This is a genomic window from Solirhodobacter sp. (assembly GCF_964715405.1).
In genome coordinates, this window is the sequence record NZ_CBAICG010000014.1 from 1 (window position 1) to 24484 (window position 24484).

Annotated in this window: 25 protein-coding genes and 1 tRNA gene; 15 read left to right on the forward strand and 11 right to left on the reverse strand. The window is 64.9% G+C overall.

The features are described from left to right. Nucleotides 1-107 precede the first annotated feature (107 nt). The 7 genes from AC11WY_RS08180 to AC11WY_RS08210 form a co-directional block, all read right to left on the reverse strand. Entirely contained in the window at nucleotides 108-1364 is a 1257-nt protein-coding gene (locus AC11WY_RS08180; protein ID WP_482924308.1) for a hypothetical protein, read from the reverse strand. A 153-nt stretch (nucleotides 1365-1517) separates the two neighbouring features. After that, nucleotides 1518-1814 carry a hypothetical protein gene (locus AC11WY_RS08185; RefSeq protein WP_482924310.1) on the reverse strand — a complete coding sequence of 99 codons (297 nt, stop codon included), beginning with the start codon at nucleotides 1812-1814 and terminating at the stop codon, nucleotides 1518-1520. Beyond that, complete coding sequence (locus tag AC11WY_RS08190) at nucleotides 1811-2074, reverse strand: DUF6117 family protein (protein ID WP_482924312.1); 264 nt, start codon at nucleotides 2072-2074, stop codon at nucleotides 1811-1813. The genes AC11WY_RS08185 and AC11WY_RS08190 overlap by 4 nt, the downstream gene beginning before the upstream one ends. Further along, nucleotides 2071-2487: a hypothetical protein gene (locus tag AC11WY_RS08195; RefSeq protein WP_482924314.1), complete on the reverse strand. Its 417-nt coding sequence runs from the start codon at nucleotides 2485-2487 to the stop codon at nucleotides 2071-2073. The genes AC11WY_RS08190 and AC11WY_RS08195 overlap by 4 nt, the downstream gene beginning before the upstream one ends. A 67-nt stretch (nucleotides 2488-2554) precedes the next feature. Next, the gene (locus tag AC11WY_RS08200) at nucleotides 2555-2776 is read right to left on the reverse strand and encodes a hypothetical protein (RefSeq protein WP_482924315.1); all 222 of its coding nucleotides are present in this window, start codon (nucleotides 2774-2776) and stop codon (nucleotides 2555-2557) included. A 60-nt stretch (nucleotides 2777-2836) separates the two neighbouring features. Then, nucleotides 2837-4978: a ParB/RepB/Spo0J family partition protein gene (locus AC11WY_RS08205; RefSeq protein ID WP_482924317.1), complete on the reverse strand. Its 2142-nt coding sequence runs from the start codon at nucleotides 4976-4978 to the stop codon at nucleotides 2837-2839. A 159-nt stretch (nucleotides 4979-5137) separates the two neighbouring features. Continuing rightward, nucleotides 5138-6088, reverse strand: coding sequence for an ArdC family protein (locus tag AC11WY_RS08210; protein ID WP_482924319.1), 951 nt, complete (start codon nucleotides 6086-6088; stop codon nucleotides 5138-5140). 238 nt (nucleotides 6089-6326) lie between these two features. Here AC11WY_RS08210 and AC11WY_RS08215 point away from each other — a divergent pair, with 238 nt between their 5' ends. From AC11WY_RS08215 to AC11WY_RS08240, 6 genes are all read left to right on the forward strand, one after another. After that, entirely contained in the window at nucleotides 6327-6920 is a 594-nt protein-coding gene (locus AC11WY_RS08215) for a DUF6088 family protein (protein ID WP_482924321.1), read from the forward strand. After that, complete coding sequence (locus AC11WY_RS08220) at nucleotides 6913-7944, forward strand: nucleotidyl transferase AbiEii/AbiGii toxin family protein (protein ID WP_482924323.1); 1032 nt, start codon at nucleotides 6913-6915, stop codon at nucleotides 7942-7944. Before AC11WY_RS08215 ends, AC11WY_RS08220 begins: the two co-directional genes overlap by 8 nt. Then, on the forward strand, nucleotides 7941-9731 hold the full coding sequence (locus AC11WY_RS08225) for an ATP-dependent nuclease (protein WP_482924325.1): 1791 nt from the start codon (nucleotides 7941-7943) through the stop codon (nucleotides 9729-9731). Before AC11WY_RS08220 ends, AC11WY_RS08225 begins: the two co-directional genes overlap by 4 nt. An 11-nt stretch (nucleotides 9732-9742) precedes the next feature. Continuing rightward, nucleotides 9743-11569 (forward strand): UvrD-helicase domain-containing protein, encoded by a 1827-nt coding sequence (locus AC11WY_RS08230; protein ID WP_482924327.1) that lies wholly within the window; start codon nucleotides 9743-9745, stop codon nucleotides 11567-11569. Between the two features lie 466 nt (nucleotides 11570-12035). Further along, entirely contained in the window at nucleotides 12036-13334 is a 1299-nt protein-coding gene (locus AC11WY_RS08235) for an MFS transporter (RefSeq protein ID WP_482924329.1), read from the forward strand. 1 nt (nucleotide 13335) lies between these two features. Then, entirely contained in the window at nucleotides 13336-13986 is a 651-nt protein-coding gene (locus tag AC11WY_RS08240; protein WP_482924331.1) for a YdcF family protein, read from the forward strand. A 1-nt stretch (nucleotide 13987) separates the two neighbouring features. Here the strand turns inward: AC11WY_RS08240 and msrA are convergent, their stop codons facing one another. The 4 genes from msrA to AC11WY_RS08260 form a co-directional block, all read right to left on the reverse strand. Continuing rightward, nucleotides 13988-14494 carry a peptide-methionine (S)-S-oxide reductase MsrA gene (msrA, locus tag AC11WY_RS08245; RefSeq protein WP_482924481.1) on the reverse strand — a complete coding sequence of 169 codons (507 nt, stop codon included), beginning with the start codon at nucleotides 14492-14494 and terminating at the stop codon, nucleotides 13988-13990. Nucleotides 14495-14502: 8 nt separating this feature from the next. Next, nucleotides 14503-14970 carry a peptide-methionine (R)-S-oxide reductase MsrB gene (gene msrB, locus AC11WY_RS08250; RefSeq protein ID WP_482924333.1) on the reverse strand — a complete coding sequence of 156 codons (468 nt, stop codon included), beginning with the start codon at nucleotides 14968-14970 and terminating at the stop codon, nucleotides 14503-14505. Between the two features lie 85 nt (nucleotides 14971-15055). Continuing rightward, nucleotides 15056-15808 (reverse strand): RlmE family RNA methyltransferase, encoded by a 753-nt coding sequence (locus AC11WY_RS08255; RefSeq protein WP_482924335.1) that lies wholly within the window; start codon nucleotides 15806-15808, stop codon nucleotides 15056-15058. Next, on the reverse strand, nucleotides 15805-16938 hold the full coding sequence (locus AC11WY_RS08260; protein ID WP_482924337.1) for a Ppx/GppA phosphatase family protein: 1134 nt from the start codon (nucleotides 16936-16938) through the stop codon (nucleotides 15805-15807). The genes AC11WY_RS08255 and AC11WY_RS08260 overlap by 4 nt, the downstream gene beginning before the upstream one ends. Nucleotides 16939-17199: 261 nt before the next feature. Here AC11WY_RS08260 and AC11WY_RS08265 point away from each other — a divergent pair, with 261 nt between their 5' ends. The 9 genes from AC11WY_RS08265 to AC11WY_RS08305 all read left to right on the forward strand — a co-directional run bounded on the left by AC11WY_RS08265 (nucleotide 17200) and on the right by AC11WY_RS08305 (nucleotide 24466). Then, on the forward strand, nucleotides 17200-17496 hold the full coding sequence (locus tag AC11WY_RS08265) for a virulence factor (RefSeq protein ID WP_482924338.1): 297 nt from the start codon (nucleotides 17200-17202) through the stop codon (nucleotides 17494-17496). A 31-nt stretch (nucleotides 17497-17527) separates the two neighbouring features. After that, nucleotides 17528-18451, forward strand: coding sequence for a methylenetetrahydrofolate reductase (locus AC11WY_RS08270; protein ID WP_482924340.1), 924 nt, complete (start codon nucleotides 17528-17530; stop codon nucleotides 18449-18451). Nucleotides 18452-18460: 9 nt separating this feature from the next. Next, nucleotides 18461-19453 carry a methyltetrahydrofolate cobalamin methyltransferase gene (locus AC11WY_RS08275; protein WP_482924342.1) on the forward strand — a complete coding sequence of 331 codons (993 nt, stop codon included), beginning with the start codon at nucleotides 18461-18463 and terminating at the stop codon, nucleotides 19451-19453. A gap of 232 nt (nucleotides 19454-19685) precedes the next feature. After that, nucleotides 19686-21722, forward strand: a complete 2037-nt coding sequence (locus AC11WY_RS08280) for an ASKHA domain-containing protein (RefSeq protein ID WP_482924344.1) — start codon at nucleotides 19686-19688, stop codon at nucleotides 21720-21722. A 41-nt stretch (nucleotides 21723-21763) separates the two neighbouring features. Continuing rightward, nucleotides 21764-22306 (forward strand): sigma-70 family RNA polymerase sigma factor, encoded by a 543-nt coding sequence (locus AC11WY_RS08285; RefSeq protein ID WP_482924346.1) that lies wholly within the window; start codon nucleotides 21764-21766, stop codon nucleotides 22304-22306. Continuing rightward, entirely contained in the window at nucleotides 22303-22968 is a 666-nt protein-coding gene (locus AC11WY_RS08290) for an anti-sigma factor (RefSeq protein WP_482924348.1), read from the forward strand. Before AC11WY_RS08285 ends, AC11WY_RS08290 begins: the two co-directional genes overlap by 4 nt. A 114-nt stretch (nucleotides 22969-23082) precedes the next feature. Continuing rightward, entirely contained in the window at nucleotides 23083-23637 is a 555-nt protein-coding gene (locus AC11WY_RS08295) for a fasciclin domain-containing protein (RefSeq protein ID WP_482924350.1), read from the forward strand. Between the two features lie 168 nt (nucleotides 23638-23805). Further along, nucleotides 23806-24357 carry an NAD(P)H-dependent oxidoreductase gene (locus tag AC11WY_RS08300; RefSeq protein WP_482924352.1) on the forward strand — a complete coding sequence of 184 codons (552 nt, stop codon included), beginning with the start codon at nucleotides 23806-23808 and terminating at the stop codon, nucleotides 24355-24357. Between the two features lie 35 nt (nucleotides 24358-24392). Continuing rightward, nucleotides 24393-24466, forward strand: a tRNA-Gly gene (locus AC11WY_RS08305). The last annotated feature ends 18 nt before the right edge of the window (nucleotides 24467-24484 follow it).

A 24484-nucleotide genomic window follows, 5' to 3' on the forward strand; every position in this document is an offset into this window, starting at 1 on the left:
CGACCAGCGGGTCCTTCTTCGCATCCAGGCTCGCGTAACGATCTGAAAGATCAAAGAAACCCATCTGCGCCATGACAACCGGCCTCCGTCCAATGCTGACCCAATATCTACACCGCCGTCAGATCAGGCGCAATTTTTCGAGGTGCCCCGTATTCCTCATAGATGCCATCGGACAGACGACCGCCTTCTCCGGCCTGCCAGTCGATGGTCTCATAGGCGAGCGGCAAGCTCTCCGGTTCGGCGATCGGCGCGGTCGCCAGGGCGGCTTTGGCAGTGCTGTTGATAGAGCCGCGCACGCTGCGAGGAACAGAAGGCGCGGCAACCGACACCGTGAGGGAGGAATCGAGGGCGAGTCGTTCCGGCAGATGGTTGTCGAGCCAGCCCAGCAGCGTGGTGACATCCGGCGCGACGCCAAGCGTTGCCGGGAACCTGGCGGGATCGTCGGCAGGCAGCTTGTCTATGACGACTAGGCGCGTCTCGATTGTTGTGCCGTGTTTGGCATAGACCGATCCGTCGATGACGGCGGAGAAGGTGATGCGTCCGCGCGCTTGCAGCCGAATGAAGGCGTGCCGCCAGGCTGGGTTATCAGGCGCGAAGCGGGCACCGGTAATCGCCACCAACCGGCCACCGGGCGCCAGACGCGCCAGCGCGGAGGCGACGTGTCGGTAGGCGGCGTCCGCCATGCGGCCCTCGACATTGGCCATGACAGAGAAGGGCGGATTCATCAGCACGACGGTGGGCGTGACGGCGGGATCGAGATGATCGTCGATCTGGGCCGCGTCGAAGCGGGTGATGGGAATGGCCGGAAAAAGAAGGGACAGCAGGCTGGCGCGGGTGTCGGCCAGCTCGTTGAGGACGAGCGCGCCGCCGGCGATCTCGGCGAGGATGGCGAGGAGGCCGGTGCCCGCCGAAGGTTCCAGCACCCGGTCGGCCGGAGTCACGGCCGCAGCTTGGGCCGCGACCAGGCCGAGCGGGATCGGCGTCGAGAATTGCTGGAAGGTCTGGCTCTCCGCGGACCGGCGCGTATGTGTCGGCAGAAGACCGGCGATTTTTGACAACGCGGAAAGCCGGGAAGCCGGAGACCCGGCTTTGCGGAAAAGCGCGCGTCCGTATTTGCGCAGGAAAAGGACGGTCGCCGCTTCGCAGGCGTCATAGGCCGTCTTCCAATCCCAGGCGCCGGTGGCGTCCGACGCGCCGAAGGCAGTTTCCATCGCCGCACGCAGGGTGGCCGCATCGACGCGCTTGCCGCGTTCGAGATGGGGCAGAAGCAGGCCGGCTGCCGCGACGGTGGCGGCAGGTGCGAGATTACGGCCGAGCACAAGCGGCGCGGCAGCGGACGACGCGGATGCTGAAATCATGGTCATGGTGGGAACCTTAAGGAGAGCGCGAAGGGGAGAGCCTGCGCGGCGCTCTCTCTCGACCGCACCGGCTCAAACCCGTTCCGGCCGCACTCTCACTCTCAAGATCGCAGCATGAAAAAAGCGCCCGACCGTGAGGTGAGGCGCTTTTTGAGGGGATCAGTTCCAGAGCCCTACCGCGATCTCTCCGGCGAGCAGAATGCGGGCCTTGCAGATCAGGTCCTCTCCGCAGGTATCGACGTGCCCGAAGAATCTGGCCCGCGATCCGTTCGCGGTCCAATCGGCATAGGCGCAATATTCTCGGCTCTCGGTCCGGAACGCCCGCATGTCGCTGGCCCAATGGGGCTTGGGCTCGACGACGACGGTAAGGCCGTCGCGGGTGTCCTTCCAGGGCAAAGACCGTTCGTGCGGGGGATGCTGACGATCCGCTGCGAAGATGGCGTCGATGCCGGTCATGGCGCCTCTCCACTTTCTGGCCGCACGAAGCCTTCGGGATCGTCAGGATCGGGCGGCAGATAGGCGTCGTAGGGATTACCGTCAGCGAGATGGCCGAAGGGCGTGAAGAGGTAGTCGCCATTGTCGCGCCCCACGGCGCAAATGACGTAGCGCGGGCTGCCGCTCACAGCGTCGAGGCACTCCATGAGGGCGAGATTTCCGTCACTTGCCGCGCGTAGCAGGGTCTGGAAATTGCTTCGGGCATGAGAGGGGATGCTCATAGCGGCCCTCCCTCGGCGGAGATGGTCTGGTTGAGCCAGCCGTCGGTGTAGATCCAGTCCACAGTCTCGCCGGTCGCGAGGTCGATGACATGGGCGCCGCCGCCGAACCCATCGAGCCGGGGCTTCGAGCAGGTGTTGGCGTATTGGAATCCCCAGCGGCCCATGAGGCCGAACTCGGCGCCGCAGCGCTTCACGAATTGGAGGAGGCGCTCGGGGTCACCGGTCATGTCATCGCGCATCCAGAGCTGGTTGCCGCCATGCTCGGGCTGGATCGAGAGCAGGAAGCCTTCGGAGGGCGGTTCCTCCGATGCGCTTTCCTCGGACAGCTTGTTGTAGAGGTCGAGCGCGCGGGCGGCGTTCTCGGACGTGCCAACGTCGAGCAGGCATGAGAAATGGGTGAAATAGTCGGCCATCATAGGCTCCTGAAACGAGAAAGCCCGGCGCGATGGCCGGGCTGGGTTGAGGGATGATCGAAGTCGGTCAGTAGCCGAACCGCCAGGATGGCCAGGGCTGGCCATTGTCAGCGGCGGCCACGGCTTCCGGAAGGTAGCTGGCATCGCCCTCGACCAGGATTGGATCACGCACTGGAGTTTCGTCGACGACGGTGACGCAAACGACAAGACCGTCTTTGACCTCTACATGAACAGGCACGAGGTACTGGAAGGTGGCGCGGCGACTGTTGGAAAGGTCGGATTCAATCATGGAAGGTCTCCTTACAAGGTTGCGGGGAAGCGACCTCTTGGCGCCCCCCCGCCGTGTGGGTCATTCGGCCGCGATCGTGAGGGCGTCTTCTTCCTCGCTTCCGTCGGATTCCTCGTCGTCGCCGTCCTCGCTGAGGAAGTCCGGCAAGGCGGCGTCATCGTCAGCGTCGCTCTCTGTTCCCGGTTCGATGGCCTGTGCGTCGTTGGAATCGATCAGACGCAACGGCTCAGGCAGCCAGCCCGTGTCGGCCAGCAGGCGCTCAGCTTCATTGGCCATGTCGCCCTTCTTCAGATGGTCGATGAGCTGGGCGGATCGTTCGCCCGCGCCCTCTCGGACGGCTTCGATGATGCGGGGCTTGGTGACGCGGCCAAGATAGTTGCTGACTGTTGGCCGCCAGCCTGCCGCGACCATGTCGAGTCCAGTAGCCCTCGCCAGCCGGTCTGCCTGGGAGATGCGCACGTCCAGACCGTGTTGGCTGACGCCCGATCCGTAAGGGTTCGGCCGCTCGAACAGCGCGTTCACGCCGAAGCTGACGCAATGGGCAAGCAGGTCGACGCGCGTTCCGTCGTCCAGTTGGCTCAACCAATCCCACAGAGCCTGATCCTCTGCGGGGATATGATCGCCCCACCTTTCATGCCGCTCGGCGATCTCGCGCGCCGGCGCGCTGTCCTTCAGTTCCTCCGATTGGGCGGAGAAGGTGACATGGCGGACACTGGCCTCGAGGCAGCCGGTCGGCGCGGGACGCCGGAAGGTGTCGCTGACCAGCTTGTGCAGCAACATGGTCATGGCGATGTCGGGATGCTCGGCTACCGCGTTGCGTAGCGCCAGGGTGCGATGCGCGGTGAGTTCGGTGACGAGGCGCTCGGGCAGCGGCTTGATGCCCTCTTCCTCGTCGTCATCCGGCGCCACAGCCTGGCCACCGATGGTGACGACGGCGCGTTGAACGGTTGGCGCGGTCGCATGAACTCTATCGCCGTCAGTTGCTGGCGTATCGTTGCCGTCATGGTCGGCTGGACGTTCATCTTCGGAGCGGACATAGCCGCGATTCACCGACAGCGAGCCGTTGGCGTCGATGCTGATGAAAACGCCCGCGATGGCGATGTCGGCCGGGTCGTAGATCGCCGGGCGCTGTTCGAAGGCGTCGAGGGCCTTTTCGATTTCGCCGAGACGCGCATCGACCTCGTCCGGCAGCTCGTCGGCTTCGGAATATTCGGCTTCGAGCCGGTCATATTCGTTTCGTAGCGTCTCACGGGCTGCGCGTTCCTCCACCGTCAGATCGACCGTTGTCCCTGCAAGCTCGCGCAGCCCACGCTCGTGGCCGTAGGGAAAGCTCAGGGCGGCCTCGACCCATTTCCAGCCTTCGCCCGCGATTTCGTCAGCGGCGACCTTGAGCTTTTCGGCCACCAGGCGGTCGAGTAGGGCCGGGTCTTGCAGCCAGCCGCCATCGTCGGACTGGAACAGGTCGCGCAGCACGACGCCGCCGGCCGCTTCGTACGCTTCAACACCCACGAAGACGGCTCGCTTGTCGGCGGCGCGTACTGCGGTCTCGGTCAGCATCCGGCGGATGTGATAGGGCTCCTTCTGCCAGCTATCCTTGATCGCGTCCCACACCTGCTCCTGACGGGCATGGTCTGACGAGACACTGAAGGCCATGAGCTGTTCGAGCGTCATGCCGTCGTCGGCATAAATCTCCAGCAGCTTTGTCGAGACGGAGACGAGGCGCAGGCGCTGTTTCACAACATTGGCGTTGACGAAGAAGGCGGCCGCGACGGCCTCCTCGGTCATGCCTTTGTCGCGCATCGCCTTGAAAGCGCGGAATTGATCGAGTGGATGGAGGGGCGCGCGCTCCATGTTCTCGACCAGCGAGATTTCATCGATGAGGATGCCGCTTCTGGCGTCGCCAACAACGCAGGGCACTGGCGCGGTCTTGGCCAGGCGCTTCTGCTTCACCAGCAGTTCAAGCGCGCGATAGCGCCGGCCGCCTGCGGGGACCTCGAACATGCCGGTCTCGGCGCCATCGGCGTCAAGGACAGGACGGATATGCAGGCTCTGAATGAGGCCGCGCCGGGCGATGGACTCGGCCAGCTCCTCGATCGATGTCCCGGCCTTTACGCGCCGCACATTGGCTTGGCTGAGCACCAGTTTGTTGAAGGGGATGTCGCGCGCCGACGACAGGGTGATTTTTTGAACGGCAGTCGCCATGTTCCTTACTCCGCGACGGGCGGCGAGAGCCTCTCTCTCGACCTCCAACCCGTCACGAAGCGAAGCGCCGCCCTCTCACTCTGAGAAGGACAGCGCCGGAAAAGCGGAAAGGCGTGAAGGCGGAAGTCAGATTTTCCGCCTTTCCGGTTTTCAGTGTCATCACGCCGCTTGCCGTTCGTCATCGGCGAGGCCGATATCGGCGTCCGGCAGAAAGCCGAGCAGCCAATCGGCCGCCTTGCTGGCCTGGGAGGCGGCACGGACGATGGCGCGGTTATCCTCACGCAGCACCTCGAGCCAGGAGCCGATGTAGTCGGCATGGCGAACGGTGGGAGTGATGCCAAGCGAGGCGCAGCAGAAGGCGGCGTTGATCTCGGCGACCAGCTCCTCGAAAGCGTATTTCTTCGTTCCGAATGAACCCGAGAAATCGCGGTTCAGGCGCGCGGGGTGGCCTGTGGCGTGCCCCAGCTCGTGCAGGGCCGTCCGGTGCCAATTGATCGACTCGAAATACGCTTGGGGTGGAGGCACCTGCACATAGTCGTGCGCCGGGACATAGAAGGCGCGATCGCCGCCGATGCGGAAGTCGATGCCGGTGGCCTGGATAAGGGCCTTGACCCGGGGCTCGATGAGGCCGGGCGGAGGCGGCGGAGCAACGATGGTTACGTCTTCTGGCAGGCCGTCACATTGCGCCGCGTTGAACACTGTGAAGCGCTTGAGGAACGGGACCGCTGCCGCTTCCTCGCCGGTCTCGCGGGCGCGGCGTTTCTCGTCCTCCGGGGTGAAACGGTCGGCATAGACAACGGTGGTGCCGCGTTCGCCCTTGCGGACATTCCCGCCGAGGGACAAGGCTTGGCGGAAGGTGAGCCAGCTCTGGCCGGGAAAGCCGTGCTGGATCACGGCGCCCCACAGGATCAGCACATTGATCCCCGAATAGTGTCGTCCGGTTGCAGCGTTCCTCGGCATGGCGAGGGGCGCCTTGGCCGTGGCCGTGCCCCAGGGCTGAACCCAGGGGAAGCGGCCTGCCTCCAGCTCGGCGATGATCTTGCTGGTGATGTCGTCGTAAAGGCTCGCCCGGTCGTTGCCGGCACGCCCGTTGCGGTTATTCCTGAACATCGCGGTTCTCCGCGACGGGCGCCGGAGACCTCTTCTCCAGCCCTAAACCCGTCACGGAAATCCCGTCCGCACTCTCACTCTAAAGGGGGCGTTGCGGGGGAGGTCCCCGCAGAAGGGGTCGGCCGAGATCATGGCTCGGCCGCAGGGGAAGGCTTTCCCCCTTACCCGGCTTCACCCTCATGCGGGCTTCATTGAAAAGTGTCAGAAAACCGTATATGCTTCTAACAGGAGAACGACGATGACTCGGCTGACCGAACAGATATTGACGCATGCGGCGGGACTGCCCGAAGGGGTGCCTGTGTCCGCTAAGGGGCTGCTCCACCTTGGAAATCGAGCTGCGGTGGATCAAGCGCTATCGCGCCTGGCCGAGCGTGGACAGCTCATTCGCGCGGGTCGTGGAGTCTATCTTCGTCCCGTCGCCAGCCGGTTCGGAACGCGAACGCCTTCGGTCGAGCAGGCCGTTGAGGCTCTGGCGACTCAACGCGGCGAGGTCATTGTCTCGAACGGCGCCGCTGCGGCAAACGCTCTTGGCTTGACGACGCAGGTGCCTGTCCGTTCGGTCTATCTGACATCCGGACGCAGCCGGACGATGCACCTCGGCAAGCAGGTTGTGGAATTGCGGCATGCGCCGCGCTGGCAATTGGCTCTGGCCAGTAGGCCAGCCGGGGAGGCCGTCCGGGCGCTTGCCTGGCTCGGCCCTGAGCGGGCGGAAACTGCGCTCAAGACACTGAAGCAGAAAATGCCGCCCGGAGTGTTTGGCGAGCTGGTCGCGGCCGCGCCTCAGCTTCCGACATGGCTCGCGCAGAGCGTCGGGAAGGTTGCCTATGGCTGACGTTTTCCTTCAACTATCGACCCAGGATCGCCGCGATGCGCTGGGTGTCGCGGCTGACCGTTCGGGCCGTCCTACGCATCTTCTGGAGAAGGACGTGTGGGTGGTTTGGGCGCTGGCGACCCTCTACGCCGCGCCGCTCGGCGAACATCTGGTGTTCAAGGGCGGCACGTCCTTGTCGAAAGCCTATCAGGTCATCCGCCGATTTTCGGAGGATGTGGATCTGACCTACGACATTCGTGCGATTGCGCCTGATTTGGTTGGGGACAAAGGCGAGGCTCTCCCGAAAACCCGCAGCGAGGAGAAGCGCTGGTCCAGCGAAGTCCGCCGGCGTTTGCCGGAATGGGTCGCGGAAACTGTGCAACCCGTGATCGCGAACGCGCTGGCCGTCGAAGGTCTGGCGGCATCCGTCCGCGTCGAGGATGAGAAGCTCTTTATCGACTATGAGGCGACCGCGGCAGGCTCCGGCTATGTCGCGCCCAGCGTCATGCTGGAGTTCGGCGCCCGCTCGACGGGTGAACCGGCGAGCCTACGCGAAGTCGTCTGCGATGCAGCCGGGCTGATCGAAGGGCTGATATTCCCGGCGGCGCGGCCCCGCGTCATGCTCGCGGAACGGACGTTTTGGGAGAAGGCGACCGCCATCCACGTCTTCTGCCTTCAGGAGCGGCTGCGTGGCGAACGCTTCGCGCGACACTGGCACGACATTGCCCGGCTGGATGAAGCCGGCTTTGCAGAAGCTGCTTTCGCCGATCGCGAACTGGCGAACGCCGTTGCCAGGCACAAGTCGATGTTCTTTGCAGAGAAGGCCGCCGACCGAACGCCGATCGACTACGCAGCGGCCATCAACGGCGGCTTGCATCTCGTTCCGGTCGGCGATGGTGCGAAGGCGTTGGAAGACGATTACGTCCGCATGGTCGAGGACGGGCTTCTCTTCGACGACTCCGAGCCGTTCGATGCGCTGATGGTGCGATGCGCTGACATAGCAACGAGGGCTAATCGTGCGGGCGCACAAAGGGGCGGCCAGTGAAAATATTCTCTGTATCTATCGAAAATTTTCGCGGCATCCGGTCGGGTAAGCTTGTCCTGCCAGACCATGCCGTACTAATCGGCGACAACAACACCGGCAAATCGTCGGTTTTTGAAGCTATCGATCTGGCCTTGGGTCCAGACCGGCTGAGCCGACGACCGCCCGTGGATGAGCATGATTTCTATCAGGGTCGCTATCTTCCCATCCCAAAGCCCGAGGCTCCAGAAGGCGCCGAACTTGGCGCCGCGCCGAAAATCACGGTCGAGGTGACGATCACTAATCTGTCGCCAGAGCAGGAGGCGCGATTTGGAGCCCATGTCGAATGGCTCAATACCACTACTGGAGATTTCTATCAGGATCCGAACCCGGCCGGGGTTGATGCTGCGGAGATTAAGGCAGCGCTGCGCGTAACATTCATCGGCGAATACGATTCCGATGAGGATGATTTTGTCGGCAACAGCTATTTCGCACGTAGCCTTTCAGAGGATGAAACTCCTGCATCGTTCTCAAAGAAGGACAAGCAACACTGTGGCTTTCTGTTCCTACGTTCGCTCAGGACCGGATCTCGTGCTCTCAGCTTGGAACACGGCAGCCTGCTGGACATCATCCTCCGACTCAAGGAAATCCGGCCGCAGATTTGGGAAGGGACAATCGGAACGCTCGCGGAGTTCGATGTCGCGAGCGATCCGGCAATCGGTATCTCCGGGGTGCTGGAAAGCATCGATAGGTCGCTGAAGAAATATGTTCCGCGCGAATGGGGCGTGAAGCCGCACCTGAAGGTCTCGAATCTGACACGAGAGCATTTGCGCAAGGTGATCACCGCATTCATCGCCACAGGCGCCGGAGATCACGCCGCTCCCTTCTACCGGCAGGGAACGGGGACGATCAACATGCTGGTGCTCGCGATGCTTTCACAGATCGCCGAGGACAAGCAGAATGTTATTTTCGCGATGGAGGAAGCTGAAACGGCGATTCCACCATACGCTCAGAAGCGAATTGTCCATGAACTTCGCAAACTGTCATCGCAGTCGCTTTTCACGTCGCACTCGCCGTATGTGCTCGAGGAGTTCAACCTCAACGAAACAGTAATCCTGTCGCGGTCGGATGATGGCCAACTGAGCCAAGCCAAGATTCAGTTGCCGGAGAGCATCAAGCACAAACGCTATCGGCAGGATTTCCGAACCCGGTTTTGTGAGGGTCTGCTTTCGCGCCGCGTGCTCATTGCGGAAGGTGCGACGGAGGCTACCTCATTCCCAGTCGTCGCGCGTCGATTGGCTGAACTCAACCCGGCGACCTATGCGTCTATGGAAGCCTTGGGCGTTTGCGTGATCGATGCCGGTAGCGAGACACAGATCGCCGACCTTGGGGCGCTGTACAAGAGCCTCGGAAAGCGGACCTTTGCGTTGTGCGACAAACAGGCCGATGCCGGCAAGGCAGCTATCGAGGCGCAGGTGGAATCTTTGTTCATGCACGGCGAGAAGGGTATTGAGGAGCTAATCCTCAAGAATACCACCCAGGCTGCATTGGAGCGCTTTGCTGATAAACTGGATTGGCCGCCGCACCTTCTCGCAAAATACCCACAACCAAAAATCCAGGCTGCTGCCGCGCTTGGGGAGTATTTCGGCTGGTCGAAAGGCAATTGGGGAATAGCAGAGTTTTTGGCCCAGTGCTCTGAAGCCGAAATCCCGCAGTGGCTTCGCGACGTCTGCATTGCATTGAAAGCGCTATGTGATCCGCTGCCGGCCGGCGACGAAGACGAAAACGGCGACGATGATCTATTTGGATAGGCGGTTCTGTCGTGGTGGATCTGACTAAAACGCAGGAGGAGATTCTCCAAACCGTTGGGCATCAACTCGTCACTGGGGGGCCCGGCTCGGGGAAGACGACTGTCTCCATCCTCAAAGCGGCGAAAATTGCATGCGAGGAGTTGAAGCCCGGTCAGAGCATCCTCTTCCTCAGCTTCGCGCGTGCGACCGTTTCACGTGTCCTAGAGGCGATCGACGAAGAACGCGCAATCACGCGGGAGGAAAGGCGACGGATCGATGTCGATACCTACCACTCGTTTTTTTGGCGCATCCTCAAAACACACGGTTACCTCGTCGGGTTTCCGCGGCGGATGACGATCCTTACGCCGCCGAATGAGGCGATCGCGTTATCGTCGGTGCGAAGCGGCTACAAGGCGGCCAAGCACCTGTCGGACGAGGAAAAGGCGGAGAAGCGCGCGAAGGAGGACGCGGAGCGCGTCCGGCTGGCGACCGAAGAAGGGAAGGTCTGCTTCGACCTTTTCGCAGGCCGCGTGGCGACCCTGCTTCATGGCTCGGATAAGGTTCGGTCGCTTATCTCGACAATGTATCCATACATTATCCTGGATGAGTTTCAGGACACCAGCGCCGATCAGTGGCGAGTGGTTCAAGCCCTTGGTGCCACTAGTACGCTCATCACTCTGGCCGACCCGGAACAGCGCATTTTCGACTTTATCGGCGCCGATCCGGAAAGGTTAAACCACTTCGTGGCGGCCTTCGCGCCAACGGTTCACGATCTTGCAGGTGACAACCATCGGAGCAAGGGGACGGAGATTGCCTTGTTCGGCAACGACATCCTGACCGGCAATTTTCGGCATAAGGACTACAAGGGCATAGCCTTTGCGCCGTTTGGGTCGAACCCAAACCAAGCTTACGCCTCCCTTATTGGCCAGGTGCTGCAAGCCCGGAAGCGGTTGATTGACGCCGACCGGCGCGAATGGTCGCTCGCGGTTCTCGTGCCGACCAAGAAAATGACGCGGATGGTGTCTGACGTCCTGCGCGCGCCATTCGGCAATGTCCCACCGATCCTTCACGCGGCGGCAGTCGATATGGAGGGTCCAATCCTCGCCGCAGAGATCATAGCCTTCTTGCTCCAGCAGCGTCGGAACGACGGATGTTTCGACGAATTCGTCGAGTTGATGTGTAGCTATTTTCACGGCCGAGGTGGCGCAACACCGACCAAGGGGGACATGGACGAGGCAGCGCGATTTCGCGGGGCGCTGGCCAAGTGGAACGAATGTCTGGCGAAGGGACGGGCGCCACCGGGTAACAGCGTTCTAAACGGAACTTACGCCGTTCATCAGGCGAATGCCGCGTTGACATTTACAGGTGACCCTGATGCCGATTGGGTCGCTGTGCGCGGCGTGCTGGAGGGCGGCCCCTGTCAGCGTTTGAAAGATGCTGCAAAGGATGTTCGTAATGTGCGCTTGCTGGAGCGAGGGACACAGCTCCGTCAGGGTTTAGCGCAAGATTGGCGCAATGCTGGCGCCTACGACAACGCGCTCGCGATTACCCGCCAGTCTTTTATTCAGGAGCATTTCGCAGCGGCTCATAAGCCGGAATCTGGCATCGTGGTGATGAACATGCACAAGGCGAAGGGGAAACAGTTCGACGAAGTTATCATCTTCGAAGGATGGCCAAAGCGAGTGAAGAATGAGGTTGTCGGCAATCCAGATCGAATCGTCCGAGGAAATATTCATGATGGGGCGATGACGCAGGCACGTCAGAATTTCCGGGTCAGTGTCACGCGCGCGAAGATCCGGACGACAATCATGACGCCAAAGGATGACGTGTGCGTCTTACTGACGGCCGGTCCCGCATAGAGCCAGTTTCGCCGAGATGCGCCAGCGTGACATTCGGAAGTCGGGATGATAGCATTTTAATGTGGAATAGGTGGGATGCACGGATCTAGTCGGATTGTCTCCTGCATTCCTCGTTTGACGATAGTCCCCGAAAGCACGGTTTTGGGAGCATCCCGAAAAATCCCAGTGATTTCAAGAGCCGACATTTTTGTCGGGACGCCTGACGGTATACCGCTCCCAAAAATATTTTTAGTGCTGTTAATTCAATGCCTTACGGCTTCCGTTGATAATCGAGTGGGAATGACCCGTTTCCCCCCTCCAAACCCCGATTTTTCGCAGAAAAATCAAGGCAATTCTTCGCGGAAGAAGTGAGTCCGGTCGCACGCAATGCCTCGGTGGTCCTGCCCTTTGACGCTTGCCGTCCAGCCGTGAAGCTGCACAGTAGGCCGCGCGCCTTGCCCGACCGTTCCTGCCCGGACCCGATTCCATGACCGCCCCCCAGACCAAGACCGTCTTCCTGCTGCGCCACCCCGATTTCGGGTTGTTCTGGCTGGCGATGCTGTTCGTCAATGTCGCGGTGCAGATCGAGGCGGTCACCATCGGCTGGCAGATCTACGCGCTTGGCCGCACCACTTTGGACATCGAGCACAGCGCCTTTCTGGTCGGCATGGTGGGCCTGTGCCAGTTCTTGCCGCTGTTCGTGCTGACGCTCTACGCGGGCACGGTGGTGGACCGGCACGACCGCCGCAGAATCGTGATGGCGAGCCTGGGGGTAGAGTTCGTCTGTGTCCTCGGCCTCGTCGCGATGGCGCTGCATCCCAGCCCCTCGGTGGCGCCAATCTTCGCCATCGCGGCGCTGTTCGGTGGCGCGCGGGCGTTCCTGTCGCCCGCCGGGTCAGCGGTGGTGCCGATGCTGGTGCCACGCGCAGACATGCCGCAGGCGATCTCGCTCAAGTCGCTGTCGTGGCAGGGGGCGGTGATCGTCGGGCCCTGGATCGGCGGTCTGCTTGTCGCGATCTCGCCCGCTGCGGCCTATGAGGTGGCGGCGGTGCTTTATGCGCTTGGCGTGTTGACCCTCACCTTCATCCGCGCCGACACCCGCCCCGAACGCCGCCCCGGTAGCCGGATCGAGCAAGTGCGCGAGGGGTTGCACTATGTCTGGACCAACAAGATCATCCTCGGCGCGATTTCGCTCGACCTCTTCGCGGTGCTGCTGGGCGGGGCGACGGCGCTGCTGCCCGCCTTCGCCTCGGATATCCTGCATGTCGGCCCGGACGGCTTCGGCCTGTTGCGCTCCGGCCCGGCCATTGGCGCCGCGACGATGGCGCTGATCCTCAGCCGGTGGCCGCTGAAACGCCGCGCGGGGGCGCGGATGTTTGCCGCCGTGGGCGCCTTCGGGCTGGCGACGCTGGTCTTCGCGCTGTCGAAGTCGATGCCGCTGTCGATTCTCGCGCTGGCGGTGCTGGGGGCGGCCGACATGATCTCGGTCTATGTGCGCCAGACGCTGGTGCAGATCGTCACGCCGGACCACATGCGCGGCCGCGTCTCGGCGGTGTCGGGCCTGTTCATTTCGGGCTCGAACGAACTGGGCGAGTTCGAAAGCGGCGTGGTCGCCCGCCTCCTTGGCCCGGTCGGTGCGGCGGTCTTTGGCGGCATCGGCACGCTGATCGTCACCGGCACTTGGGCGCGGCTGTTCCCGGCGCTCTACAACGCCGACCGGCTGGACGCGCGCGAGGCGAGCGAAGAGACCAGCGCGCCGCAGTCCCTGACCGCTCCGGCAAGCTGAAATGCGCTGGCTGATCCGTCTTGTCGCCCTCGGGCTGGTTGTCGCGCTGGTGTCGCTGGCGATGCCGGTCGTTGCGGTGCTGACCTACCACGACCCCGCGCTGCCACCGGACGCGCGCGCGATCATCGTGCTGGGGGGCGATGTGGACACCGTGCGGCTAGGCGCCGAAACCGCCGCGCGGGTGGATCGCGGCGTCGCGCTCTGGCAGGCGGGGGCGGCGCCGATCCTGCTGTTCACCGGCGCGCTCTGGGACGAGGCCGGGGCAAACCAGTCCGCGCAGATGGTCTCGCGCGCGGTGCTGGCGGGGGTGGACCCCGCCGCGATCCGGCTGGAGCCGGACTCGCGTTCCACCTTGCAGAATGCGCTCTTTACCCGCCGGGTGCTGTCGCGCGACCTCGGCGGCGACCTCGCGGCGCCGGTGATCCTGGTCACCAACCGCTTCCATCTGCCGCGCGCCTGGGCCTCGTTTCGCTGGGCCGGATTCACCAACATGACGCTGGTCGCCGCGGATCCCGATCAGGCGCAGGTCACCTGGGAGAATCTGGGCTACGAAGTGCTGAAATGGCCCTTCAATGTGCTGCGCGCGGGCGCCGCGAGCCTGATGGCGGCCTTCGGCGTCCCGCAGCAGGATGTGGACGCGATCCTGCCTTAGGCTATTCCGCCGCCGCCCGGCGCGGCAGTTTCCAGTTCGGCCGCACGAAGTGGCAGGTGTAGCCGTGCGGAATGCGCACCAGATAATCCTGATGCTCGGGCTCGGCCTCCCAGAAGTCACCGGCCGGTGCGACCTCGGTCACCACCTTGCCGGGCCAGAGACCCGAGGCATCGACATCGGCGATGGTGTCCAGCGCCACCCGCGTCTGCTCGTCCGACGTGGTGTAGATCGCCGAGCGATAGCTTGCCCCACGGTCGTTGCCCTGCCGGTTGGGTGTGCTCGGATCGTGAATCTGGAAGAAGAATTCCAGCAGGTCACGATAGCTGATCTGCGTCGGGTCGAACAGGATCTCCACCGCCTCGGCATGGTTGCCGTGGTTGCGGTAGGTCGCGTTCGGCACTTCACCGCCGGAATAGCCTACAACGGTTTTCAGGATGCCGGGCTTGCGGCGCAGCAAGTCCTGCACGCCCCAGAAGCAGCCCGCCGCCAGGATCGCGCGTTCGGTCATGTCGGCCATCACTCCTCCTCCCCCTGATCCGAGTCAAACATCGCGCGGTAATCGCTGTAGCCCTCGGCCTCCAGTTCCTCGACCGGGATGAAGCGGAGCGAGGCCGAGTTGATGCAGTAGCGCAGCCCCCCCAACTCGAGCGGGCCGTCGTTGAAGACATGGCCAAGATGGCTGTCGGCATGGGCGGAACGCACCTCGACGCGGCGCATGCCAAGGCTGACGTCGGATTTCTCGACCACGTTCTGTTCGACCAGCGGGCGGGTGAAGCTGGGCCAGCCGCAGCCCGAATCGAACTTGTCGAGCGAGGTGAACAGGGGTTCCCCCGATACGATGTCGACGTAAAGGCCCTCGCCCTTGAAATCGTGGAAGGCGTTCATGAACGGCCGTTCGGTCCCGCTGTGCTGGGTCACGTGCACCTGTTCCGGGGTCAGCTTGGCCAGCGCCTCGGGCGTTTTGGCATAAGTCTTCAATGTCATCGGATGTCCTCCACCGTAGTGACAAGGCGCAATATGGCGCGCCCAGGCCCGCTGTCCAATCCCCGACACCCCGAGTTGAGGTGTTTTACAGCGTGCCCTCTGCGGCCCGCGTGTCCACGTCATCCGCCGGGCGCCCCTTGAACCCGGTCGCCACCACGAACTTTTCCGAACTGTCGGCGCGGCTGGCGGGGGGCTTGACGTTCACCACCTTGGTGAAGGCGCGCTTCAGCCGCGCCTGCAACTCGGCCTCGGCGCCGCCGGCCAGCACCTTGGCGACAAAGGTGCCGCCCGGCTCCAGCACGTCGAAGGCAAACTCCGCCGCCGCCTCGCACAGCGCGATGATGCGCAGGTGGTCGACCTGCTTGTTGCCGGAGGCGGCGGCGGCCATGTCGCTCATCACCACGTCGGCATTGCCGCCGAGCCAGGTCTTCACCAGCGCCTCCGCCGAATCCTCCAGGAAATCCAGCATGTGGATATCGGCCCCGGCAATCGGCGCGACCTCTTGCAGATCGACGCCCAGCACGGTGCCGACAGGCTTGCCCTTCTTTTCCCCCAGCGCGTTGACGCGGGTCACCGCGACCTGGCACCAGCCACCGGGCGCGCAGCCCAGATCGACGACGCGGGCGCCGGGCTTCAGGAAGCCGTATTTGTCATCCAGTTCGCGGATCTTGAACGCCGCGCGGCCGCGGTAGCCCTCGCGCTTGGCGGCGATGACGTAGGGGTCGTTCAACTGCCGTTCGAGCCAGAGCGTGGAACTGAGCTTGCGCCCCTTCGCCGTCTTGACCTTGACGCGCAATTCGCGCGCCCCGCGGCCCGAGGTGCTTTTGGGTGTGCTCATGTCAGGTAAGGTCCGTCTTCCAATACGCCGTCGGCGCTCATCTGCGCGTAGAGCAGCCCCTCGCGCAACCCACGATCGGCGACCGACAGGCGATCGGTCGGCCAGATTCGCATCAGGGCTTGCAGGATCGCCGCGCCCGACATGATCAGCGTATGGCGGTCGCGCCCGATGCGCGGGTCGGTGCGCCGCCCTTCCGGGCCAAGATCAAGGTAGTCGCGGATCACCGTGTCGATCTGGTCGGAGGTCATCCGCAAGCCATCGACCTTGTTGCGGTCATAGCGTTTCAGCCCCAGGAACGAGGCCGCGACGGTCGTCACCGTCCCCGAGGTGCCGATGATCTGAAACCCCTCGCGCGGGTTTTCGGCGTTGTAGGGCGAGAAGTTGGCCAGGTTCTCCTCGAAGAACCAGCTCATCAGCGCGAACCGGGCAGCGTCATCCTCGACGTCGATGAACTGGTCCTTCAGCGTCGCCACCCCCAGCGGCACCGAAATCCAGTCCACCACCCGCGCGGCGGGCACGCCACGGTCGGGCTGATGGAACCCCGCGTGCAGCCGCATGATGGCGCGCGGGCGGTCACGGTGCGGCACGCCGGACAGGTCGATCCAGACCAGTTCGGTCGAGCCGCCGCCGATATCGACCACCAGCAACTGTTCCGTCCGGGGGCTGACCAGCGGCGCGCAGGACACGACGGCCAGCCGCGCCTCTTCCTCGGGCGCGATGATTTCCAGCACCAGCCCGGTTTCATACTCGACGCTGCGCATGAAGTCGCGGGCGTTGCGGGCCCGGCGGCAGGCTTCGGTCGCCACCAGCCGCATCCGCTTGACCTCGTGCTTCTCGATCTTCTTCTGGCAGATGCGCAGCGCCTGCACCGTCCGCGCCATCGAGGCGCGGCTGAGCCGCCCCGAGGCCTCCAGCCCGATGCCAAGCTGCACGGTCTTGGAAAAGCTGTCGATGACGTCAAACTGACTGCCCCGGGGTTGGGCAATCAGCATCCGGCAACTGTTCGTGCCAAGATCCAGCGCCGCATAAAGCTGCGCCGGGTCTGATGTACGCGGGGCGGTCGGCTCGACCGGTTGCACGTCGTCTGCCACCGGGATCGCGTCCGCCCCGTAGGGACGCTCGGGCGTCATCGCGTCGCCCTCCGATGTCAAGTTGATGACAGACTAGTGACCGGGGCCCCGCCGCGCAAGCGCGCGCTGCGCACCCTGCCCCACGGCGCATCATCCTGGTGCGGATTTTTCCGACGCGGCGTGCTGGCCCGTGCCGACGGGGTGCCTTAGAAGCAAACGGGGGGCGGGTCGCTCGCCGCGTGCGGGATGTCGAAATCCGACACCGGATGTCGGCGCCGCACGCCTATACCGGCGACAACGCAAACCGCGGGGGAATCAGCGATGCCCGAAGTCACGATCGTCTACTGGCGGGACATTCCCGCGCAGGTCATCGTCGGCAAGGGCCGCCGGGGCTCCAAGCGGCAGTTGTCGGAGCGCTTCGAACAGGCGATCGACCGCTGCGCCATGAAAAGCGGTGCCAAGGATGCCGACGCCTACCTGGCCGAATGGCGCAAGGCCGCCCCCTATGAGGTCGAGGGCGACCCCGAAGAAATCGCCACCGCTGAAGCCGCGCGGCTGGAAGCCGAACACGACACGGAGCGCCTGAAGGTGCTGATCGCCAACGAGGGCCGGGCCTGAGCCCGCGCCGCATGACCCCTGGGAGGCCGCAATGGCTCTGCTGAACTTCCGCCGCGCCGAAGCGCCGAAACCCGAGGGTTCCTCGGCCGAGGTCGAGGCGCTTCTGACCGGCTTCTCGATCGAGGTGATGCCGCGCACCGCCGAAAAGATCGAGGATTTCCGCGCCCTTCTGCCGCGCGGCACCCGCGTCTACATCGCCCATATCGAGGGCACGCCGATCGCCGACATGGTGGCCACCGCCAAACGCCTGCATGCGCAGGGCTACCCGGTGATGCCGCACTTCCCGGCCCGCATCATCCACGACCGCGCCACGCTGGCCGACTGGATCGCCCGCTATCAGGGCGAGGCCGACGTGAAGCAGGCGCTGCTGCTGGGCGGCGGCGTGAACACTCCGGCGGGCGAATTCCACAGCTCGATGCAACTGATCGAAACCGGGCTCTTTGCCGGGTTCGAGCGGCTGCACGTCGCGGGCCACCCCGAGGGCAACAAGGACATCGACGCCGACGGCAGCGACCGCATGGTGATGCAGGCGCTGGCGTGGAAACAGGCGTTTTCCGAGCGCACCGATGCGAAAATGGCGATCGCCACCCAGTTCTGCTTCGAGGCGGGCCCGGTGATCGCCTGGGCCGACCGACTGGCCGCCGAAGGGATCAAGCTGCCGATCCACATCGGCGTCGCGGGGCCCGCCAAGCTGCAAACGCTGCTGAAATTCGCCATCGCCTGCGGGGTTGGCGCCTCGTTGCGCGTGCTGCAAAAGCGCGCCAAGGATGTCACCAAGCTGCTGATGCCGTTCGAGCCGAACGAGTTCATCGCCGGGATCGCCGCGCACAAGGCCGCGCATCCCGGTTTCGGCATCGAGGCCGTGCATTTCTTCCCGCTCGGCGGGATCAAGACCAACGCAACCTGGGCCACCGAGCATGGCGGCGCCGCCGCTGTTCCGGCCGCGCAAGACTGAGGACAGACCATGACCCGGACCGTGATCGAATCGAAAACCAAGACCGTCATCATCGGCTTCGACGAGCCGTTCTGCGTGATTGGCGAGCGCATCAACCCCACCGGCCGCAAGAAGCTGGCGGCGGAACTGGAGGCCGGGAACTTCGAGACCGTGCTCAGGGACGCGCTGGAACAGGTCGCCTGCGGCGCTACCGTGCTGGACGTGAACTCGGGCGCGGTCTTCACCAACAGGATGGCCGCAGACCCGCGCTATGCCGACAACAACTTCGTCGAGCCGCCGCTGATGCGCGAGCTGATCGCGCGGATTCAGGCCATCGTCGATGTGCCGCTTTGCATCGACTCGTCGGTGCCCGCGGCGCTGGAGGCCGGGCTGGCGGCCTGCGAGGGGCGTCCGCTGCTGAACTCGGTGACGGGTGAGGAAGAGCGGCTGGAACTCGTGCTGCCGCTGGTGAAGAAATACAACGTGCCGGTGGTGGCGATCTCGAACGACGATACCGGGATTTCGCAAGACCCCGATGTGCGCTTTGCCGTGGCGAAGAAGATCGTCGAACGCGCCGCCGATTTCGGCATTCCGGCGCATGACATCGTCGTTGATCCGCTGGTGATGCCGGTCGGCGCGCTTGGCTCGGCCGGGCAGCAGGTCTTCACGCTGGTGCGCCGGTTGCGTGACGAACTGGGCGTGAACACCACCTGCGGCGCGTCGAACATCTCGTTCGGGATGCCGCACCGGCATGGCATCAATGCGGCCTTCCTGCCGATGGCGATCGGCGCGGGGATGACCTCGGCGATCATGAACCCGGTTCGCCTGCCGGAAATGGAGGCGATCCGCGCCGCCAACTTCCTGATGAACCACGACGCCAATGGCGGCGAATGGATCCGCTTCGCCCGCGTGCTGGAGGCGGTGGAGGCGGGCGCCACCTTCGCCGAAGCCTCGGCGGCGGCAGCGGCGGCCGGTGGCCGTGGCGGACGTTCGGGCGGCCGCGCCGGTCGCGCCCGGAGCTGACATCGGCACCCCCCCCCGCCACGGCCGGGTATTCCGCTGGCCGTGGCGTGTTTGACCTGCGTGTGACCTGCAAATCCGATCGCCCGCACCGGAAGCGCCAAAGAATTTTTCTGCGAAAGATCTTGACCTTCGGTGACGCGGACGCATCGCCGAATGCCGCGGTTGGACGTTGCGCCCGGGCCAAAGCAAACTATGACTTTGCGGGACGCCTTTTCCTGCCGGAGACCGAGACATGACCGAGACCCGTGATCCGCTCGTGATCTTCACACCTTCCGGCAAGCGTGGGCATTTCCCCATCGGCACCCCGGTGCTGACCGCCGCGCGCCAGTTGGGAGTCGATCTCGATTCGGTCTGCGGCGGGCGCGGCATCTGCTCCAAATGCCAGATCACGCCGGGCTACGGCGAGTTTCCCAAGCATGGCGTGACGGTCGAGGCGGGCGCGCTGAGCGACTGGAACGCGGTCGAGGAACGCTACAAATCCAAGCGCGGCATGATCGACGGGCGGCGGCTGGGCTGCCAGGCCAAGGTGCAGGGCGACGTGGTGATCGACGTACCGCCCGAAAGCCAGGTGCACAAGCAGGTGGTGCGCAAGGCCGCCACCATGCGCGACATCACGATGGACCCGGCGACGCGGCTTTACTACGTCGAGGTCGCCGAGCCCGACATGCACGAACCCTCGGGCGATCTCGAACGGCTGGGCGCAAGCTTGCGCGAGCAATGGGGCATCGGCGCCGTTTACGCCGATCTCGACGTGCTGCGCAAACTGCAACCGGCGCTGCGCAAGGGCGAGTGGAAGGTGACGGTCGCGCTGCACAAGGGCAACCACGACGCACGCACCCGCGTGCTGGACATCTGGCCGGGGTTTTACGAGGGCGGCATCTACGGGCTGGCGATCGACCTTGGTTCCACCACCATCGCGGCGCATCTGTGCGACCTGCGCGATGGCCGCGTGCTGGCCTCGGCCGGGGTGATGAACCCGCAGATCCGCTTTGGCGAAGACCTGATGAGCCGGGTCAGCTATGTGATGATGAACCCCGGCGGCGACCGCGAGATGACGGGGGCGGTGCGCACCGCGCTCAACGGCCTCGCCCAGACGATCTCGACCGAGGCCGGGATCGACCCGACCCGGATCATGGAGGCGGTCTTCGTCTGCAATCCGGTGATGCACCACCTGCTGCTGGGCATCGACCCGGTGGAGCTTGGGCAGGCGCCCTTCGCGCTGGCGACCTCGGATTCGATGTCGCTCGACGCGGCGGAACTGGGGCTGACCTCGGTGAACGCCAATGCCCGCGTCTATATCCTGCCGCTGATCGCCGGCCATGTCGGTGCCGATTGCGCCGCCGTGGCGCTGGCGGAAGAGCCCAACAAGTCCGACGACATGGTGCTGATCGTCGATGTCGGCACCAACGCGGAACTGCTGCTGGGCAACAAGGACAAGGTGCTGGCCTGTTCCTCGCCCACCGGCCCGGCCTTCGAGGGCGCGCAGATCAGTTCCGGCCAGCGCGCCGCGCCCGGCGCCATCGAGCGGGTGGAGATCGACCCGGTCACCAAGGAGCCGCGCTTCAAGGTGATCGGCTGCGATCTGTGGTCGACCGATCCCGCCTTTGCCACCGCGACGGCGGCCAGCGGCATCACCGGCATCTGCGGCTCGGGCATCATCGAGGCGGTGGCCGAAATGCGGATGGCCGGGATTGTCGATCCCTCGGGCCTGATCGGCTCGGCCGAACAGACCGGCAGCGCGCGGCTGATCCCCGAGGGGCGCACGCACAGTTACCTGCTCTATGACGGCAGCGCCGAGGGCGGCCCGCGCATTCTGGTGACGCAGGGCGACATCCGGGCGATCCAGCTTGCCAAATCGGCCCTCTATGCGGGCGCGCGGCTGCTGATGGACGAGTTGCACATCGACACCGTCGACCGGGTCGTGCTGGCCGGTGCCTTCGGCGCGCATATCTCGCCCAAGCACGCGATGGTGCTGGGCATGATCCCGGACGCGCCGCTGAACAAGGTCTTCTCGGCCGGGAATGCCGCGGGCACCGGCGCGCGCATCGCGCTGTGCAATGTCGCCGCGCGGGATGAGGTGGAACGCGTGGTGCGCGAGATCCACAAGGTCGAGACCGCCATCGAGCCGCGCTTTCAGGAACATTTCGTGGCGGCGAACGCGATCCCGCACGCCACCGCGCCCTTCCCCGAACTGGCGAAGATCGTCACCCTGCCGAATGTGTCGTTCAACCCGCAGGGTGGTGGCGGTGGACGGCGGCGCCGGGGCTGATCGGCCTTGACGCGGCGCGCGGCGGCCACATCTCGTCGCCCATGACCGACGATCCCGTTGCCGCACTGCTGATCCGGGTCGCCGCGCAGGACCGCGCGGCGTTTCGCGCGCTTTATTCCGCTGCGTCGGCGAAACTCATGGGCGTATCCTTGCGTATCTTGGGCAACAGGGCCGAAGCCGAGGAGGCGTTGCAGGAAGTGTTCACCCGGGTCTGGCTGAACGCCGCCCGGTTCGATGCGGGCAAGGCGCGCGGGATGACCTGGCTCATCTCGATCGCGCGTCACCATGCGATCGACCGGCTGCGCACCCGACCCACGGCACGGACCGATGGTGACGACGCGCTTCAGTCCATCGCCGATCCGCAGCCGCGCGCCGAAACGGTGCTGGTGGCGCGCGGCGAGGCGCGCCGGATCGCCGAATGCTTCGACACGCTCGACCCCGACCGCGCCGCGGCGGTGAAGGGCGCCTATCTCGACGGCCTGTCCTATCAGGATCTGGCCGAGCGGTTCGCGGTGCCGCTGAACACGATGCGCACCTGGCTGCGGCGCAGCCTGGCGCGCCTGAAAGAGTGCATGGACGGATGAGCGCCCCCGACGATCCCCAAGCCCCCGAGGGCGACGACATGCTCGCCGCCGAGTATGTGCTGGGCACGCTGCCGCTGCCCGACCGGCTGGCGGTGCAGCGCCGCCTGCGCGACGACATGGCCTTTGCCGCCCGCATCGCGGTGTGGGAGGACCGCCTTGCCCCCCTCAATGACGACTACACCGAGGCGCCCGCGCCCGACCTGCTGCCCGCGATCGAGGCGCGGCTGTTCGGCGCGGCCCCGCGCCGCCGGGGGTTCCGGCTCTGGTTCGGTGGCTTGGGCGGCGCCCTTGTCGCGGTCGCGCTGATCGCCGTGCTGCTGGTCGGTCTGCCGCGGCCATCGGCGCCGACCTATCTCGCCACCCTTGCCGCAACCGGTCAGGCCGTCGTGTTCACCGCCGCCTACGCGCCCGCGACCGGCACGCTGACCGTGACCCGCACCGCAGGCCCCGGCCCGACCGCGGGGCATGACTATCAACTGTGGTCGATCGGGGCGGACGGCGTTCCCAAGCCGCTGGGCCTCGTCAGCGCGCCGAAGGACAGCCAGCATGTGGCGGGCCTTGCGCCTGGCATTGTGCTGGCGGTCAGCATCGAGCCCGCGGGCGGATCGCCGAACGGCAAGCCGACCACCGTGCTGGCGACCGGGCCGCTCACCACCCTGTGATCGCCGCCGCGCGAAGATTTCGCGCCGCCGCTGAAACTTCCGCCGCGCCGTCTTCGTAGCTTCGGGCATGGATCAGGGAAACGCCCTGTCCGCCAACCCCTTGAGGAGACGAACATGACCTTCACCCTCCGCACCCTTGCCATCGCCACCGCTTTCACCGGCGTCGCCGGCGCTGTTCTTGCCGACAACCCGATGGTCGGCGGCGCCGCGATGTTCGCCACCAAGAACATCATCGAGAACGCCGTGAACTCGAAGGACCACACCACCCTCGTCGCCGCCGTGAAGGCCGCGGGGCTGGTCGAGACGCTGGAAGGCAAGGGCCCCTTCACCGTCTTTGCCCCCACCAACGAAGCCTTCGCCAAGCTGCCCGCGGGCACCGTCGAGAGCCTGCTGAAGCCGGAAGACCACGACAAGCTGGTGAAGATCCTCACCTGCCATGTGCTGGCCGCCAAGGAAACCGCCAAGATGATCGCGGCCGAGGCGATGAAGGACGGCGGCATGGTCACGCTCGATACCGTCGGCGGCTGCAAGTTCACCGCGACCGCGAAGGACGGCATGCTGATGATCATGGATGGCCAGGGCGACACCGCCACCGTCACCATCGCCGACGTGATGCAGTCGAACGGCGTGATCCACGTCATCGACACGGTGCTGCTGCCCGCGATGTGATCCGGGCTTCTGCCGCATCCGTCAACCGTCCCCACACCTGGAACCGCGACAGAAGGGGCCGCCCAATATCGGGGCGGTCCGCTGCCGTTTGGTCGCACCATCGGGCATGGCGCCTGCGCGCCCGCTGGCTATGATCGGCGCGACCGAGACGCGACAGGAGCCCGCGCCGTGAGCGATGCCCGCCATTTCCTTTTCCTCTGCGCCAGCGCGCGCCAGAACGGCAATAGCCTGGCGCTGGCCCGCCGCGCCGCCGCCGCCCTGCCCGCCGACACCATCCAGACCTGGCGCGATCTGACCGATCCGGCGCTGCCCGCCTTCCACGACCGCCGCCACGGCGATACCTACGCGGCGCCCGAGGGCGTGGCGACCGACCTGATGCGCGCCACGCTGGCGGCAAGTGATCTGGTCTTCGTCGCCCCGCTTTACTGGTATGGCCTGCCCGCGTCGGCCAAGCTTTACATCGACCACTGGTCGCACTGGATGCGGGTGCCCGCGACCGGCTTCAAGGCGGCGATGCCTGCAAAGCGCGTCTGGCTGGTGATGGCGCATTCCGGATCATCGCCCGAACAGATTGCCCCGGCGGTGGAATGCCTGCGCTTTTCCGCCGACTACATGCAGGCGCCGCTGGCGGGCGTGTTGCTGGGCGATGCCAACGCACCGGGCGAGATCGCCGCCGACGCCGCCGCCCTCGCCGCCGCCGATCGCTTCTTCACGACTTGACGGCGCAGGGCGTCTCGCTTACCTCTGACCGCGCCGCGGGTGTAGCTCAATGGCAGAGCAGAAGCTTCCCAAGCTTACGACGAGGGTTCGATTCCCTTCACCCGCTCCATCCCCTCCGACACGAAAG